Here is a 17,346-nt window from a genome sequence, read left to right as displayed (position 1 = left end):
ATTTTTAATTTTTAATTTGAATTGATAGTTTACCATTTCTTTTCCTCTCCCCAGAGTTGCTGCATCCGTTCCTTATGCTTTTGCTCGGCAGGGTTGAGTTGTGGTTCCCAGATGCGGCGGTCTTTCAGTTCGTCGGGCAGGAATTGCTGCTTGACGAAGTTGCCGGGGTAGTCGTGGGCGTACTTATACTTCTCGCCGTAGCCCAACTGCTTCATCAGCTTGGTGGGCGCATTGCGTAGGTGCAGGGGGACGGGGAGGTTGCCCGTTTCGCGTACCAGTTCCAGGGCATTGTTGATGGCCATATAGGCTGAATTGCTCTTAGGACTGGTGGCGAGGTATATGGTGGCTTCTGCCAGGGGGATACGTCCTTCGGGCCATCCCACTTTCATCAGCGTGTCGAAGCAGGCGTTGGCAAGCAGCAGCGCGTTGGGGTTGGCCAGTCCGATGTCTTCGGAGGCGGAGATGACGAGGCGGCGGGCTATGAAGGCAGGGTCCTCACCGCCTTCTACCATGCGTGCCAGCCAGTAGATGGCGCCATCCGGGTCGCTGCCGCGAATGGATTTGATGAAGGCGGAGATGATGTCGTAGTGCATCTCGCCGTCCTTATCGTAGGCAAGAGGGTTCTGTTGCAGGCGTTCGGTCACCATGTCGTCGGTGATGAGGACAGGGTCTGCGGCTTCGGAGTCTACCACCAGCTCGAGGATGTTGAGTAGCTTGCGGGCGTCTCCTCCGCTGAAGCGGAGCATGGCAGTGGTCTCTTTCAGTTCTATCTTCCGTTCCTTCAGCACGGTGTCTGTGGTGATGGCGCGTTGCAGCAGTTCCAGCAGGTCGTCCTTCTCCAGTGACTTCAAGGTATAGAGCTGGCAGCGGGACAGCAGCGGGCGGATGACCTCGAACGAAGGGTTCTCCGTGGTGGCGCCTATCAGCGTCACGGTGCCTTGCTCCACGGCTCCCAGCAGTGAGTCTTGCTGCGATTTGCTGAAGCGGTGTATCTCGTCAATGAAGAGGATGGGACTGGCTTGCGAGAAGAAACGGTTGCTCTTGGCGCGCTCTATCACGTCGCGCACGTCCTTCACGCCGCTGGTCACGGCACTGAGCGTATAGAAAGGAGTTTCCAGCTTGTTGGCGATAATCTGCGCCAAGGTTGTCTTTCCCACTCCCGGAGGACCCCATAGGATAAACGAAGAGATACGTCCTGCATCAATCATCTTACGTAGCACTGCACCCGGTCCCACTAAATGTTTCTGACCGATATATTCATCTAATGTTCTTGGTCTAAGCCGTTCTGCTAATGGTTGCATAGTATGTAACTCTTAAAAAATCATTAATATCATGAAGCGTATACCGCCCTTCTTCACTCCCGGTATATCCGTATAGGTCAGTCGGCGTACATATTCTATGTGGAGCAGCTTGAAGATATTGTAGATACCTACACTGGCTTCCACATAGGGAGTCTTGCCCATGACGTGGCTGGTGGGTACACCGTCGCGCATGGGGAAGAGGAACAAGTCGGGATTGTTGCTCTTGTATGGGTTGTTCTTGTCCGTCAGCGTGCCCCACAGACCACGGATGCGGAACATCTCGCGCCACTTCAGCTTCTTGATGAGCGGGATGCGGTTGAAGAGTTTTCCGTTCATGTCGTAGCTTAGGTTGAGGGAGGCGTAACGGTCGTTCAGGAACTCCATGTTGTTGATGAGGTTGAAGGACTCGTTGTTCTGCGTGATGTACGAGAGGTTTGCCATCGGTAGGTTCAGCAGCGGGAAGGGAACGGTGTTCCATTGCGCACCGGCACGTGCCGTTACGTCCAGCTTGCCCCACGAGCCGAGCCAGAAGCGCTTCCGGATGCTGGCTTCCGTCAAGTTGAAGTTGTACTCTCCACCCAGCACGCCCTTGAATCCGGCGGTGTGGGAGAGGGTGAAGGTGGGCGCATCCAACGATACGGGCACGCGGCGCTGTTTGGTGTTGACGAAGGTTTCACCGGGAGCGTAACGCAGGGTCACACCCAGCTCGGTAGTGGTGATGTCGTGCACCAGCGTATTCTTTTCATCCCACTGTCCGGGTGTTTCTCCGTTGTTCTTCCAGTATTGCAGTTGCCCCGCAGGCTGGTCGTTGCGGTGGCGTGCCATGGCCTGTACGGAGAAGCCGGTATTGGTCTCCAGCTCGTAGGTCAGCGTGGCGTCGCGCATGTAGGACATCTGGTCTACCGTAGTCCATTTCCAGCCGACAAACAAGTTGTCCTTGTCCGTGGCGAGGTACTTGTCCATGGGAGACATCACGTCGTAGGTGTACTTGAAGGCGATGTAGTGCTTCGGGAACTCCCACAATACGTATTCGCGTTTGTTGAAGGAGTAGGCCACCTGCCCGGAGTAGAACCATTTCTTGTCCTTGGTTCCGTAGGCGCCGTAACCGCTCAGGCTCCAATGCGGGTCGAGGTTACCGGTTGTCATACCGCTCAGACGGAAACGGGTGCCGTTGACGTAGTTGCTGGTTATCATTGTGTTGATAGGACCGAAGTCGAACTTACTGGGATGTTTCTTGCTGCCCGTTTCCACGAAGTTCTCAATCAAGGCTTTCGCTCCGAAGATGACGTACTTGAAGCCGGGAATCTGTTCGATACGGTTCATGAATACGTCCATCGTGCTCTCCTTCTTGGTGAGAGGCACTTGGCGCACTTTCGCCCAATACTCGTCGCTCTTGGCAAGCATGTTCGCCTCCTTGATGACATTTCCTTTCAGGCGGAAGAGGCGGGGTTCTATCTCTGTGAACTGATAGTCGCTGTACTTGGTGGTCCGCTGTACTTCCAGGCCTTGGATGCCTTTCACAAAGTGCAGTTCCACGGTCATGTCGTCATCGGTCAGCACCCAGTTTCCGTCGGGCAGTTGTTCGAACTGCTGCACGATGTCGAGGTTTTCCACGAAGTTGACACCCGTCTTCTTGGGCAGGTTCATGGTACATTTCTTCACGGCATAGGTGGAGTCCTTCACCACGTAGAGGTGCCCCGTGAAACCAAAGTCCTGTGGGTTCTGGGGAACGAAGGTGAGGTGCACGCACTCCTGCCTATCCACCATGAGCGTGTCCATCAAGTAGTATTTGTAGAAGCTGATGGCTCCGCGGCCGATGGGGCTGACGAAGCGGCGTTGCAGCAGGCGGATGTCGTCGTCGTAGATGTTGATGTCGGAAAATACGTCCGTAAGGATGGTCCCCAGCATGTCTCCGGTGTTGAAGAACTCTTCGATACCGGTGGAGTTCATACCTTCGATGATGGTCTTTTCGCTCTTGGGGCTTTTACGGAAAATGGTCTTGCTGGCCGTCTCCTTGATGGAGATGGGTAGAATCATCTTGTTGGTCTTGGGCGATACCTCCACCTGGTCTTTGAAGAAGGAGAATTTCTTGTAGATGCCTTTCTCCATTTTGTCAGGGGTGACGTCGTTGAGCGACATCTTCATCTTTTCGTACTTCTGGTACTGGTAGTAGTCGTTCTCTTCCAGTTTCAGTGCCTTCTTATTCTCGATGACCTTCTTCATGAACTCCACGGCGGGGTTGTTCTTGCGAGAATATTTCTCCTTTTTGGGCTTCACCACGACTTCAGAGAGCATGATGTCATCCGATTGCAGTTTGACGTTCAGCACCCGGGTGCCGGGTTTCAGTTTTACTTTCTTGGTGATGTAGCCTACGGCGGAGAACGTCAGCTCATCCCAGCCTTTGCGGGTTTCCACCTGGTATTCACCGTTTGCGTTGGAGATGCCGCCTACACCTTTCCCTTCATACTGTACGGTGATGTACATCAGCGGTTCGTTCGTGAGGGAGTCTGTGATGACACCCTTTATCTGGGCGGATGCGCTGATGGAGACGAACAGTGACAGCAGGAAAAGGGCGTAAATTGTATATCTTTGCTTCATAAGTTACAGATAATTCGGGCGCAAAGTTAACAAATTAAGGTTAATCAAGAAGCAAATATAGACTAAAGAAACGGGAGATATGGTTAAATGAACGTGAAAGTCGTATGTCTTGTTTGCCGGATACAGATAAAAAACGTACAGAATCCTTATAGAAAAGTTGCCGGATATAAAGGATAAAGTTGCACAACGTATGGAGAAAGTTCTATCCCAAGCCTTGGGATAGAAAGACCCAAGCTTGGGATAAGCGTCCGTAGGTTTGGGATAGACGTTTGCAAGCTTGGGATAGAATTTATGGAGGATTATGAATTGTTGCCGTTCAGTAGTGTCTGTACGATGCGTTCCGCCGTTCGTCCGTCCCAGCGGTCGGGCAGGGTGGTGTGCTTCCATTCTCCGTGCAGCAGCTTGTCGAGCGAGGCGGAGAGAGCGAAGGAATTTTCGCCTACCAGCTCGTTGGTACCGATGCGCCAGGTTTCGGGATGCTCGGCATAGGTATTGAGGGTGATGCAGGGGACGTCGAGGAAGGTAGCTTCTTCGGCGATGTTTCCCGAGTCGGTGACGATGCCCCGTGCCTGGTTGATGAGGAATCCGAAGTGCAGGTAGCTCTGTGGAGGCAGGATGTGCAGGTTAGGGGCATCCAGTCCCAGTGACTTCACTGCCTTTTGTACATAGGGGTGCAGAGGGGCGACGATAGGCATGCCGTCGGCCTTTTCGATGACGGTCTGGAGCAGGGAGTGTAGCACTGCCTTCTTCTCCAGTAGGTCACGGCGGTTGAGGGTGAGTAGCAAGTAGTTTCCTTTCCGCAGGCCGAGGCTGGAGAACCACATGGGCTGCACCAGGCGGTGGCGGTTGAAGCGGATGGTGTCAATCAGTATGTTGCCCACGTAGTGGATATAGTCGGGTATCATACCCTCTTGGTTGAGATTGCGGTTGGCCACCATGCCGGCAGTGAAGAGATAGTCGGAGATGGCGTCCACGATGGTTCGGTTCACTTCGCGAGGCATGTTCATGTCGAAGGAGCGCGTGCCTGCTATGACGTGCGCCACCTTCAGCCCGCGCTTCTTGGCGACGATGGAGCAACTCATGGTGGCGGTCATGTCATCTACCACCAGTACGACTTGTGCTGGGTGCCCGTCCAACTCGCGCTCGAAGGCAAGCATGATGGAGGCTGCCACCTGCGAGTGGTCATGTCCGGTGACGCCGAGGCAGGCATCCGGTTTCCTCATAGAGAGGTCGGAGAAGAGCGAGGCATCCAGGCTGGTGTCATCCTGCGGACCGGTGTAGACGATGCGGTAGGAGATGTTCTTTCCTGCCTCTCTGGCGGCGTCGATGGCGCGGCAGATGGGGGCTATTTTCATGAAGTTGGGGCGTGCGCCCGATACGATTGTTATTTTCATTGTCGTAATTGGTAAAAAAATGTCGATACAAAAATACGCTTTCTTAGGGAAATTATTTGTTACTTTGCCTATTATTTTCAGAGTGTCTGTTGAAATATGTATTATCTTTTTCGGTTTTGGATACTCGGATTTAATTTTGGATACTCGAAGCACTTGTTTAATTTTTAATTTTTAATTCTCAAAGTGATAATGCCAACATTTGTTCAGATACTCGATTTCATTGGCACATTTGCCTTTGCCATTAGTGGCATACGTCTGGCCTCGGCCAAGCGGTTCGACTGGTTTGGAGCGTATGTGGTGGGTTTTGTGACGGCCATCGGAGGCGGTACGATACGCGACCTGCTGCTGGACGTCACCCCGGGTTGGATGACGGACCCTATTTATTTGATTTGTACCGGACTGGCCTTGTTGTGGGTCATCCTCTTCGGTAAGCATCTCATCCATCTGCACAATACATTCTTCATATTCGACAGTATCGGCCTGGCACTGTTCACGGTCGTTGGTGTGGGCAAGAGCATCGCGCTGGGCTATCCCTTCTGGGTGGCCATCATCATGGGCAGCATTACCGGGGCTGCGGGAGGTGTGATACGTGACGTATTCATCAACGAAATTCCGCTGATATTCCGGAAGGAGATTTATGCGATGGCTTGTGTGGTGGGAGGAACCTTCTACTGGATGTGCCACCTTTTGGGGATGGAGTCTTTCGTGTGCCAGATTGTGGGTGGTGTGACGGTGTTCGTTACCCGTATACTGGCAGTAAAGTATAGGATTTGCCTTCCTATCCTTTCGGGTAATGAAGAGGAGCAGGAAATGTAGTCCGTTGTTTGCAGTCTGAAAACCTCAGGGATTTTCCGGTGAAACTCGGACATTCCGGAGAAGCACTTCCCAGATGTTTTAAAATAAGATTCCCCGGCATTTTCAAACCGAAATGTCGGGGAATTTTTCATATGTCTCGTTCCCCTTATTAAAGGGAGCGAGGATAGGATTGCTAAAGAGATAAGACTAGGTTAGAACAATGCATCCTTCGTGTTGAAGAGCTTGCGTTCGTTCAGTTTCACTACCTTGCCGAATTTCTCCAGCCGCTTCAGGTCGATGTCCTTCGGGTTGCCCATGATGGAGATGCAGTAAGGTTTGCCTTTGATGTTCTCTTCGTAGAACTTCACGATGTCGTCAAAGGTCAGTGCATCTACTTTCGGCAGGTTTTCTTTGGCTGGGTCGTCCGTGTAGCCTCTGTAGCCCAAGTCTACCAGTTCCATAGCTTTGTTGCGGAAGCTGGGGTGGCTGGTCAGCATGGCTTGGCGGAGGTAGCTCTTGATGTTGCCGATACGTTCCGGATTCTTCGGCATGTCATTGACGAGACTCATCAGTACGTCCAATGCATCGTTTGCCTTGTCGTTCTGGGTACCGATGTAGCCGCGCAGGTAGCTTGCTTTTCCGGCTATGCCTTGCGTGCCGACGAATGCGTAGGCTGTATAGGCCATGGAGCGTTTTTCACGTATTTCGTTCAGAACGATGCCGGTGAAGTCGAGACCGAAGTACTGGTTGAATGCGCTACGCAGCACGTCGTCCTTCTTGTCAGCCTTCTGCATCGGGATGTAGAGGTGGATTTGGGCTTGTTCTGCATCGTTGTTAGGCAGGAAGTAGACGGTGTTTTCGGTTACCGGCATCATCTCCTTTGCCTGCGGGGAGTTGGACGGGCGTTCGTTGGCTACCAACGGGAGGTTCTTGCTCAGGATGTCGTATACTTGGTCGAAGGGGAGTGTTCCGGTAAAGAATACCTTTGCCTCGTAGTTGGAGGCACGGTTGATGTCGCCCGTCAGTTCTGAAATCTGCAATTCGTAAATCTCCTTGTCGGTCAGCTCCTTGATGTAGTCTGATTTCTCTCCGTAGAGCATGTACTGGCGCAGCGCTTCGTTCAGGATGCTGACGTTGTCTTTACGCTGCTGGCGCATACCCATTGCCGAACCTTTCAGACGTGCCAGTTGCTTTTCGTCCAATTTCGGCATCAGAATCTGGCGTGAAAGTAGCTGGCAGGCTTGCGGCAGGGTGGCTTCGTAGCCCTCCATGATGATGTAGAGGTTGTCATCATCGGCTGTCACGTGGCAGGTTGCGTTCAGCTTGCTGAGTTCTTCTTTCAACTCTTGCGGTTCGTAGGCCCCCATGATGCCTGCGTTGTTCATCAACTGGGCGGCATAGCCAAGTTTTGGGAATTCGCGTTCACCGGCTCCGTATTGTACAACCAACTGGAATACGTTGTTCTCCTTGTTGGGCGTGTAGTACATCTTGGAACGGTCGTTCAGCTGCTTGATTTGCACTTCGCCGTAGTCTGCGAATTTCTCTTCCATCTGTCCGATGGGCAGGTTCTTGAATTGCGTTGCATAAAGCGATTCCTTGCCTACCGGAGGTTCTACGGGTTTGTACCCCGGCTTCTCAATCTTGGCGTTTTTGTCAGGTTTCCCTTTTTCGATATATAGGGCCAGGTAGTTGTCCGACAGGTATTTCTTGGCTACCCGCTTGATGTCGTCAGTAGTGATGGCCATAATCTTGTCCTTGTAGTTGAGTATGTCGCCTAAATCCTGCTCGTTGTAGAAGGCGTTCATCAGTATCATGGCCTTGTCCTCGTTCGACTCCATTTCCAGGTCGAACTGGCGGCATTTCTCGGCTTTGATGGCATCAATTTTCCAATCCTCGAATTCTCCGTTGGCGATTTGCTGGATGGCTTTCAAAGCTTTCTTTTCGGCGCTCTTGGTAGACTCGAAACGGCGCTGGTTTTCGTCGTAGAGGGGAATGGCCGCTACGATGGCGCGTCCTTGTTCGCGGAAAGTACGGGTGTAGGCTCCGGCGCTGGTCAGTTCACCGTCCAGTACCAGCTTGTCCATAGTTCCGGTCTGACTGTTGTTGTTCAGCAGTGCCAGGGCGATGTTCAGAGCGTCTTCGTCGGGATGTCCGGCAGGTACTCCATTGAATACCATTGCCACTTGCGGGTAGAATCCCACTTTAGCCGAATACTGTTTGCGGCCCTTTATTTCGAGGTTCTGGTAGACCTTGCGCTCGGGTGCGGGCTTAGCAGCCAGACGTCCGAAGGCAGCATTGATGCGTCCGCTGATTTGTTGGGCTTTGATGTTTCCTACGAGTACCAGTACCATGTTTTCGGGTACATACCATTGTTCGTAGAATTCAATCAGCTTGCTCAGGCGGGGATTCTTCAGATGTTCGGGCAGGCCGATGATGGAACGGGAGTAAGGATGTCCCTCAAAAGCTTTCTCCATCACGAACTGGTTCTGTGCACGTCCCTGGTCATCTTGTGAACGGTTATATTCTTCGTACACGTTTTCCAGCTCCGACTGGAAGGAACGGAATACGGGATGCAGGAAACGTTGTGAGGAAATCTCCAGCCATTTGTTTATCTGATAGGCAGGGAAGGAGCTGTGATAGAAGGTCCAGTCATAGTAGGTTCCTGCATTTACCCCTTTGGCGCCCATGCTTTCCATCAGGTTGGAGTATTCATTGGGAAGCCCCAGCTTTCCGGCCTTGACGGTCAGCTCATTGATTTCCTTGCTGATGGCTTCTTTTTTTACCGGGTCGGCTTCTTCGGCCATCTGGTCGTACTTGGCGATGATTTCCTTGTAGATCGGTTCTTCTTCCGTCCAGTTCAGCGCGCCTATCTTGTCTGTTCCTTTAAACATGACGTGCTCCAGGTAGTGTGCAAGTCCCGTGTACTCTTCGGGGTCGTTGATGGAACCGGCACGTACGCCTACCAGTCCGAACACGTCCGATTTGGATTCATCTTCCCATATATATACGGAAAGACCGTTCTTCAGCTTGAACGCCTTCAGTCCTTGTCCAAAGGAGGGCAGGGAAATGATAAGGGTAGTCAGCAGAAGAAGTGACTTAAATTGAAATGATTTCATAAAATAAAGTGTTTTTATGTAATAAAAGTGTTTTCCTATATGTAGGCAAAGCTATAAAAAAATCACGTAACATTTACGAAATCTTCGGAAAAATGATGGTTTTCAGCATATAATATCACCCGTAAACTATCAGAGAGGGGGGTGTAAACTGTCAAATGATAGTTTTCACCCCTAATAAAAACCGTATTCCGTCCCCCGGGGCTTCAAATTTTCCTTATACTTGCAATCGTAAAACCTAAACCATTATTAACTATTTAAAAATTGAGCAAAGTATGAATACTTACAGTTTTAGAAAAGATTTGCTTGCAGTGCAAGAAGAACTGCTTCGCTTTGCATACAAGTTGACAGCCGACCGGGAAGAAGCGAATGATTTGTTGCAAGAGACATCTCTCAAGGCTTTGGATAACGAAGACAAATTTGAACCCGACACCAATTTCAGAGGTTGGATGTATACCATTATGCGCAACATCTTTATCAATAATTACCGGAAAATAGTTCGCGAACAGACTTTTGTGGACCAGACGGACAATCAGTATCACCTCAGCATGCCCCAGGACTCTGGTTTTGCCAGTACCGAGGGTGCCTACGACCTGAAAGAAATGCATCGCATCGTCAATGCCCTTCCACGCGACTATAAAGTCCCTTTCTCCATGCATGTGTCCGGTTTCAAGTACCGCGAGATTGCCGAACGCCTCGGCCTTCCGCTCGGAACGGTGAAAAGCCGCATCTTCTTTACGCGCCAGAAGTTGCAGGATGAATTGAAAGATTTCATCTGATAATAATTTGATAGTAGCAATATGATATATAACATATTGCTTATGATGAATTTTTAAGGGTTATTCTTGACTATATGTCAGAATAATCCTTTATATTTGTATATGTTAAGTTAACCGAAGGAAAATCTCTTATTATTGACTATGATGAAAAAGGAAATTAAATTCAGTCTTGTTTACCGGGACATGTGGCAGTCGTCCGGTAAGTATCAACCCCGGGTAGACCAGTTGGTACGTATTGCTCCGTTGATAGTTGAAATGGGTTGTTTTGCACGCGTTGAAACAAACGGAGGAGCTTTTGAGCAGGTAAACCTTCTGTATGGTGAAAATCCCAACAAGGCTGTACGCGCCTTTACCGCACCTTTTAGGGAAGCAGGCATACAGACGCATATGCTCGACCGCGGGCTAAATGCACTGCGCATGTATCCCGTTCCGGCAGATGTGCGCCGGCTGATGTACAAGGTGAAGCATGCCCAGGGTGTGGACATTACCCGTATCTTCTGCGGATTGAACGAGACGCGGAATATAATTCCTTCTATCAAATATGCTCTGGAAGCGGGCATGATACCGCAGGCTACGCTCTGCATCACGTATTCTCCCGTCCATACGGTGGAATACTATGCCAGTATTGCCGACCGGTTGATTGAAGCCGGGGCACCTGAAATCTGCTTGAAGGATATGGCGGGCATCGGACGTCCGGGTATGCTGGGACAGCTTGTCAGAACCATTAAGGAGAAGCACCCCGATGTGCTGATACAATACCACGGGCATAGCGGTCCCGGACTTTCCATGGCTTCCATTCTCGAAGTCTGTGAGAACGGTGCCGACATCATCGATGTGGCGATGGAACCCATGTCGTGGGGCAAGGTTCATCCGGACATCATCTCCGTGCAGGCCATGCTGAAAGACCTGGGTTTCCAAGTGCCCGACATAAACATGAAAGCCTACATGAAAGCCCGTGCCATGACGCAGGAGTTCATTGACGAGTTCTTGGGTTATTTCATGGACCCCACCAATAAACATATGTCCTCACTCTTGCTGAAGTGCGGTTTGCCGGGTGGCATGATGGGCTCCATGATGGCCGACTTGAAGGGAGTGCATTCCGGCATCAACATGATACTGCGCGGTAAGAACGAGCCGGAACTCAGTCTGGACGACCTGCTCGTCATGCTGTTCGACGAAGTGGAATATGTATGGCCCAAGCTGGGTTATCCTCCTTTGGTGACTCCTTTCAGCCAGTATGTGAAGAATGTGGCTTTGATGAACCTCATGCAGCAGGTAAAGGGAGAGGAGCGTTGGACGATGATAGACAACCATACGTGGGACATGATTCTGGGCAAGAGCGGACGCCTCCCCGGTACTTTAGCGCCCGAGATAGTGGAACTGGCCAAGTCCAAAGGCTTTGAGTTCGTGGATACGGACCCACAGCTGAACTACCCGGATGCTCTGGATACATACCGGAAAGAGATGGACGAAAACGGTTGGGAATATGGCGATGATGACGAGGAACTCTTCGAGCTTGCCATGCACGACCGACAGTATCGCGACTATAAATCCGGCGTTGCCAAGAAACGTTTTGAGGATGACCTGCAGCGTGCCAAGGATGCGGCGATGGCCAAAAACGGATACTCGGAAGAAGAAATCAAGAAGCTGAAGCGTGCCAAGGCAGACCCGATAATCGCGCCTTCCAAGGGGCAAGTGCTTTGGGAGGTTTCCGTCGAAGGTCCTTCTTCTGCTCCTTTCATCGGACGCAAGTACCAGCATGATGAGGTGTTCTGCTACATCTCTACGCCGTGGGGCGAATACGAGAAGATATGGACCGGATTTACCGGACGTGTGGTGGAAGTCTGTGCCAAGCAAGGGGATGTGGTCAATAAAGGGGATGTGATTGCTTATATCCAGCGAAGTGATATTTTTGCATAAAGTGGAGGATGACTGTTTTTCAGTCATCCTTTATCATCCAGCCATTTCTTGATGGTTTCCTTCAGCACTTCTTGAGTGAAGGGTTTGGTAAGGAAGTCGTTGCAACCTGCTTCCAGGGCAGCTTGCTTGTCGTGCTCGTAGGCATAGGCTGTAAGGGCGATGATGGGGACGTCCGGTACCAGTTCACGGATGATGCGAGTGGCGTCGATTCCGCCAAGGTTGGGCATTTTCATGTCCATCAAGATGAGGTCGGGGTGGACTTCCTCGAACATCGTTACGGCTTCCATGCCGTCTTTGGCATGTTTCAGCCGATAGAGTCGGCCTAAAATGGCGTTAATTAGGATGAAGTTGCTTTCTGTATCTTCGGCAATCAGGATGGTCTTGGAAGGAGGGGTAGGGAGTGCTCCGACCTCTTCATTCTTCGGGGAATCTCCGGGGGCTGCATTTTTGCCCCTCTGCTCTGTGGAGTGTGTCTCTGCTGTCGTTTCCTGGTTGTCCTCTTCTTTCTTTTCCGCCTCTGTTTTGCTGGTGGATTCCAGCGGGAGAACAAAAGTAAATGTGGTGCCTTTACCCACCTCTGAAGTGACGGATATGTTGCCACCCAGACGTTCGATGATGGTTTTGCAGATAGAAAGTCCCAATCCGGTGCCCTGGGCAAAGTTGTTCACCTTGACGAAACGTTCGAATACCCGGTCCACCTTGTCCGGTGCAATGCCCATACCCGTATCGGTGACGTGGAATGCTACATACTTGCCTTCCCGGCGATACCCGTAACTGATGTGCCCGGTGGTGGTGAACTTGAAGGCATTGCCTATCAGATTGGAAATGACCTGGAAAATCCGGTTCTTGTCTCCGTCAATCACGATATTCTCGTCAGAGGGTTCGTATATCAGTTCCACTCCTTCGGGACAGCGGAAAATATGTGCGTCATGTATCTCCTTGCAGAGTGGATGGAGGCGTACGGGCGTGATGGTGAACTCCACGATGCCCGATTCTATTTTTGATAAGTCGAGGATTTCGTTAATGAGCTGGAGCAGGCGTTCGTTGTTCGATTCCACTATTTCGTAATAGCCTAGCCGTTCTTCCTCGTCGGTACTTTCGGCAATAATTCGTGAGAAGCCTACAATGGCATTGAGCGGTGTGCGTATCTCGTGGCTCATGTTGGCGAGAAAGGCAGATTTGAGCCGGTCGGAGGTCTCGGCTTTCTCCTTGGCTACGAGCAGTTCCCGTTTCATCTGTTCCATTTCCGTGATGTCCCATTCGATGTTCAGCAGGATGGGGGAGAAGTCGTTGCTTTCAATCTTCATCTTCCGTTTGTCCAGATAGATGGGATTTCCGTTTCCGTCGCGTTCTTCCGCAATCCAGTGCATCTTTTTGCCGGTTCTGGCTATTTCGATGTCTTGCGCCCTCTTTTCCTGAGCAGTCTCCAGAGGATAAAAATCGAAGTCGTCCTTTCCCAATGCCTCTTGTATGGGGATTTCGCGGTTATACGATTCGCGGTTGCGGTAGAGGTACTTGAAGTTGTTGTTGATGTCCTTCACAACAATGCCTGCCGGGAGGTTTTCGATGATTTTGTCCAAAATCTGGTTGAACTGTTTGATTTGCTGCTCATGCCGGATGCGTGTCGATACGTCTCTTCCGAATGTCCAGATGGTTCCTTCCCCTTTGTCGCTTGTCACCCAATAAGCGTTTCCTTCAATGGCGAGTACTTCCGGACGCTTGGGCAGCGGATGGTAGACGATGTATCCGTGGTTCGTCTCTCCACGTTTGACACGGTTGGCAAACTCTTTCCAGGATGTTTCATCCCTGCCGTATGAGGGCAGGTCGTATATCTTCATCCGGGTGAGGTCTTGGCCATTACCGATGCCATGCCGTTCCTTGAAGCAACGGTTGCAGAATATCAGCGTGCCGTCTTCGTGTGCCGAATAAATGTCCTCGGTGGAGTTGTTGATGGCATGTGTCAGCAGATTGATGTCGTTGCGCCGTTTCTGTATGTCGGTAATGTTCTGTATGTATCCTTCTATAGTGACATTCCCGTCTTTCTGCCGTTCGCGGGCAAACGCTTTGAGGCGGATATAGAAAATGTTTCCTTTGAGGAAGATGCGGTAGTCCACGCTGTTTTCCATCTTGCCTTTCAGATTCTCTTTCATCCAGCCGGTAAAGCTTTTCCGGTCTTCAGGAAGGATAAGTTCCAGATAATTGTCCATATTGATGTGCTGCACCTCTTCCGAACACATGATACCCGTATGACCTGCATAACAGAATATGCGGGTCTGGGTATCGTATTGCCAGTTTCCGATGAGGGCGGCCTTTTGTATTTCGTTGAGCTCGTGGTTTTTCTTTTCGAGTTCCAGTTTGCGCTGGCTGCGTTCTGTGATGTCGCGGTACTGGCAGAGGACCATGCCGTCGTACGGGTACATGATGCATTTAAAGTAATAGGTAGTGTGACCCAGTGTCATTTCGTAATTATGGACTGAACGTACCTTTTGCGTCAGTACCTTCTTGAACTCCGGATATACTTGGTAGTAAGTCGACGGCGGTATCAGTTGGAACAGATTCTTGCCCAGCAGCTTTTCTTCCTTCATGAACCAAAGGTTTACATTGTGCACTGCGATGTCCATGCAAATGCCGTCCCGGTTCAGAAGGAGCATGGTATCTGACGTCAGCTTCAACAGTCTCTCGGCGTTTTCAGCTTGTTTCAAAATGTTTTTCATTCTTATAGTATTAGTTTCATGCCCTTCTGGCCTTCTCCCATGCGCCGCTTGCATTGCCTTTGCGTTTGCACAGGTAGTTGAATCCTCGTATGACGTTGACGTTCATGAAGAGGAAATAGTAGGGGATGAAAAGTATTTTGTTTTTTATATGCTTCGTTGAAAGGTAATGCCCCCAACTTCCCATGAGGTAGAAAAGAGTTTGTAACAGCCAGATGACGGCATACAGTAATGGCGTGCTTGTCGTAAAGATGAGAATTGTGTTGAGGGGAAGCAGTAGAAACAATAGGATAGGAGTGAGCGACCAGCGCAGCACCCGGTGGGAAATATATTGGAAACAGAATGTGCCGTAACGGAACGGGTTGAGCAGCGGACGCAGCCGCCAGATGGACTGCAAGCCGCCGGCAGCGATGCGCACCTTGCGCTTTTCTTCCTCGCGCATGTCTGCCGAGCCGCTTTCTACGGCATAGGCATTGGCGCAATAGGCAATGGCGTGTCCCTGCATGACGATGCGCAGGGAGAGTATGAAGTCGTCGAGCAGCGTGTCTGTCCGCATTTCCTCGAACAGCTCGCGGCGCATGGCAAACAACTCACCCGCTGCGCCTACTGCCGAATAGAGGCGTGCGTCGAGCGCTTTGAGGGTGGATTCGTATTTCCAGTATAGTCCTTCTCCCCCCGAGGCAGCATTGTCCTTGCTTTGCACGGCGATACGTTTTTCGCCTGCCACGCATCCCACTTTAGGGTCGGTGAAGGCGTGCACTATCTCCCGCAGGGCTTCGCGGTTGAGGTGAGTATTGGCATCGGTGAACACGACAAGGGGCGTTTCTACGAAATGTATACCGCGGTTCAGGGCGGCTGTCTTGCCTTGGCGTTGGGGTTGGTGGAGGACGGTGGCTTGCGGCCAGTGAGAGAGGCGTTCGTTGGTATGGTCGTTGCTGCCGTCGGTCACCCAGAGGATGTGTAGCTTGTCGGTGGGATAGTCCAGCTCCAGGCAGTTGCGCATCTTTTCGTCCACTACATCTTCTTCGTTGTAGGCGGCGATAAACAGCGTCAATGGGGGCAAAGCATCGTCGGCAGGCATCGGACGGGGCGTAGGCTTGCGGAAACATTCTTTTATCTTGACCAGGATATATAATAGTATACCATAACCTATATAGGTATAGAACACTATGAATAAACTTATCCAGAAGAGTACTTCAAGGGCTTTCATGTATCCGCTCGTTTGCTTTCTTTTTTGATAAAAAGAAATGTGATTGCCAAAAGTATGGATAATCTTTTACCGATGCAAGAAAAATAAAAGAAAAATAAAATGTTTGTTTCTCAAGGTGTTCCGATGTTATAAGGAAGTGAGCTTCCTATAGAGGTGAGCTTGAATAACCTTGTGAGTGAGAGGCGATTAAAGGCTTTCAAACATCATTCTCCATAGGAAAGGGATGGGCAGGTAGGCAGGGCGTTACTCAAAACGCTTCTGTCATATTGAAGTAAAACAACATCTGGTTGTTTACCGTGTTTTTGCCTAAATCCAGGCGGACGTTCATGCGTGGCTGTACCTCAATGCGTAGACCTACACCATAGTTGGGCAGTACACCCTCTATCTTGCCGGGAGTGGGGCCCATGAAGCCGCAGCCGGTCCAGGCTACAAAACCTATGTGGTTGAGCATCCGCTTCACCCAAGTGCTGCGGTCGGTATTGAGCATCTGTCTGTACTCTGCCATGACCACATGCGAGGACTTGTCGCGATATTGCCCCATGTAGTAGCCGCGCAGGTCGAAAGGCGTTCCGGTGAGGGCATATTGCGTCAGAGGGACGTCACCGAACACGTTCTTGGTCTGTGCCGTCCACGCGAGCACCCTGCGCTTGCCCAGTGACTTGTATTGGCGGTAGTCTATCTCTAGGCGGTAGAAGGTCTGGTCGCTGCCGATGAACTTGGCGTACATCATGCCGCGGAAATCCAGATACATACCACGGTAGGCGTTGGCAGGGACGTCACGGCTGTCGTATGTCAGCAGGAAACCGAGGCCGGAGTTGAAGTTGTTATAGCCATTAGCCGTACCGCCTGCCTCTTTGTACGAGGGTTCGTCCACCAAGAACTTGCCGGGCTCCGTCAAGTGGTCGTAATTGATGTCGATTTGAGGTCCGGCAAAGATATTGCTGTTGCCCAGTCGGAAAAGGAACCAGGGGTTGATTTGCACGCCGCTGTACCGGTATTTGCTGGTACTGTCGCTTCGTACATAATCTTTATTGGTATTATAGCCGATGCCGTAAAAGTTTTCTTCCGTATTTTTATAGCTGAACTTTCCGAAGATACGGAAACGGTCGCCCTTAAAGAAGAGTTGCGGTTTGGAGAAGAGATTGATGCCACCGTTGAACATGAAGGCGATGGCCATGGGCACTACGGAGCGCAGCTGCGTGGTGTCGCTGGGGTTCATACGGAAGGTCATTAGGGCGCTTCCTCCCAGCACGGCACCGAAGTCGGGGGTGTAGCTGGGTCCGCCCAGAATATTGTAATGCAGATTCCGACGCGCTACCTTTTGCTTGCGTAGTTCTTTTTTGGTCAGTGCAGGAACGCTGTCGTTTGTGGCGGCCGCAGTCTGTTCCTGGGCATAAAAGGTGGTGGCGAACAGCACCAGTGCGATAATGCTTAGTATATATCTTTTCATGTCGTACGAAATGTGGGTGCAAAGGAAACTATTTTATCCCGAATAGTTTTCACTGTAATAGATAATAAATCTAAA

10 protein-coding genes are annotated in these 17,346 nt (G+C 50.8%); 3 read left to right on the top strand and 7 right to left on the bottom strand.

What is annotated here, in order from left to right; all coding sequences use genetic code 11:
- Positions 1–29 precede the first annotated feature (29 nt).
- The 3 genes from DW896_RS02155 to DW896_RS02145 form a co-directional block, all read right to left on the bottom strand.
- On the bottom strand, positions 30–1,301 hold the full coding sequence (locus tag DW896_RS02155; RefSeq protein ID WP_009036942.1) for a replication-associated recombination protein A: 1,272 nt from the start codon (positions 1,299–1,301) through the stop codon (positions 30–32).
- Positions 1,302–1,313: 12 nt separating this feature from the next.
- Positions 1,314–3,899 (bottom strand): DUF5686 and carboxypeptidase-like regulatory domain-containing protein, encoded by a 2,586-nt coding sequence (locus DW896_RS02150; protein WP_008663243.1) that lies wholly within the window; start codon positions 3,897–3,899, stop codon positions 1,314–1,316.
- A gap of 299 nt (positions 3,900–4,198) precedes the next feature.
- Positions 4,199–5,293, bottom strand: coding sequence for a UDP-N-acetyl glucosamine 2-epimerase (locus DW896_RS02145; protein ID WP_009036943.1), 1,095 nt, complete (start codon positions 5,291–5,293; stop codon positions 4,199–4,201).
- Between the two features lie 189 nt (positions 5,294–5,482).
- On the opposite strand from DW896_RS02145, the gene DW896_RS02140 reads away from it, so the two are divergent.
- A complete protein-coding gene (locus tag DW896_RS02140; RefSeq protein ID WP_034528739.1) occupies positions 5,483–6,109 on the top strand; it encodes a trimeric intracellular cation channel family protein in 627 nt (208 codons plus the stop codon).
- A gap of 191 nt (positions 6,110–6,300) precedes the next feature.
- Here DW896_RS02140 and DW896_RS02135 read toward each other — a convergent pair whose 3' ends face one another.
- Positions 6,301–9,204 (bottom strand): pitrilysin family protein, encoded by a 2,904-nt coding sequence (locus DW896_RS02135; protein WP_009036945.1) that lies wholly within the window; start codon positions 9,202–9,204, stop codon positions 6,301–6,303.
- A gap of 272 nt (positions 9,205–9,476) precedes the next feature.
- Here DW896_RS02135 and DW896_RS02130 point away from each other — a divergent pair, with 272 nt between their 5' ends.
- Positions 9,477–9,980 carry an RNA polymerase sigma factor gene (locus DW896_RS02130; protein WP_005828302.1) on the top strand — a complete coding sequence of 168 codons (504 nt, stop codon included), beginning with the start codon at positions 9,477–9,479 and terminating at the stop codon, positions 9,978–9,980.
- Positions 9,981–10,124: 144 nt separating this feature from the next.
- Complete coding sequence (locus tag DW896_RS02125; protein WP_025835515.1) at positions 10,125–11,900, top strand: biotin/lipoyl-binding protein; 1,776 nt, start codon at positions 10,125–10,127, stop codon at positions 11,898–11,900.
- A gap of 23 nt (positions 11,901–11,923) precedes the next feature.
- On the opposite strand, the gene DW896_RS02120 is transcribed toward DW896_RS02125, so the two are convergent.
- The 3 genes from DW896_RS02120 to DW896_RS02110 form a co-directional block, all read right to left on the bottom strand.
- Positions 11,924–14,614, bottom strand: coding sequence for an ATP-binding protein (locus DW896_RS02120; RefSeq protein ID WP_034528742.1), 2,691 nt, complete (start codon positions 14,612–14,614; stop codon positions 11,924–11,926).
- Positions 14,615–14,630: 16 nt separating this feature from the next.
- Positions 14,631–15,821 carry a glycosyltransferase family 2 protein gene (locus tag DW896_RS02115; protein WP_009036947.1) on the bottom strand — a complete coding sequence of 397 codons (1,191 nt, stop codon included), beginning with the start codon at positions 15,819–15,821 and terminating at the stop codon, positions 14,631–14,633.
- A gap of 247 nt (positions 15,822–16,068) precedes the next feature.
- Entirely contained in the window at positions 16,069–17,271 is a 1,203-nt protein-coding gene (locus tag DW896_RS02110; protein WP_005828308.1) for a BamA/TamA family outer membrane protein, read from the bottom strand.
- Positions 17,272–17,346 lie beyond the last annotated feature (75 nt).

The sequence above is a fragment of the Bacteroides sp. AM41-16 genome (genome assembly GCF_003603495.1).
Taxonomy (GTDB): Bacteria; Bacteroidota; Bacteroidia; order Bacteroidales; family Bacteroidaceae; genus Bacteroides; species Bacteroides uniformis.
Note: the sequence above shows the minus strand (reverse complement) of the source record. Positions and strands in the feature narration are given on the sequence as shown.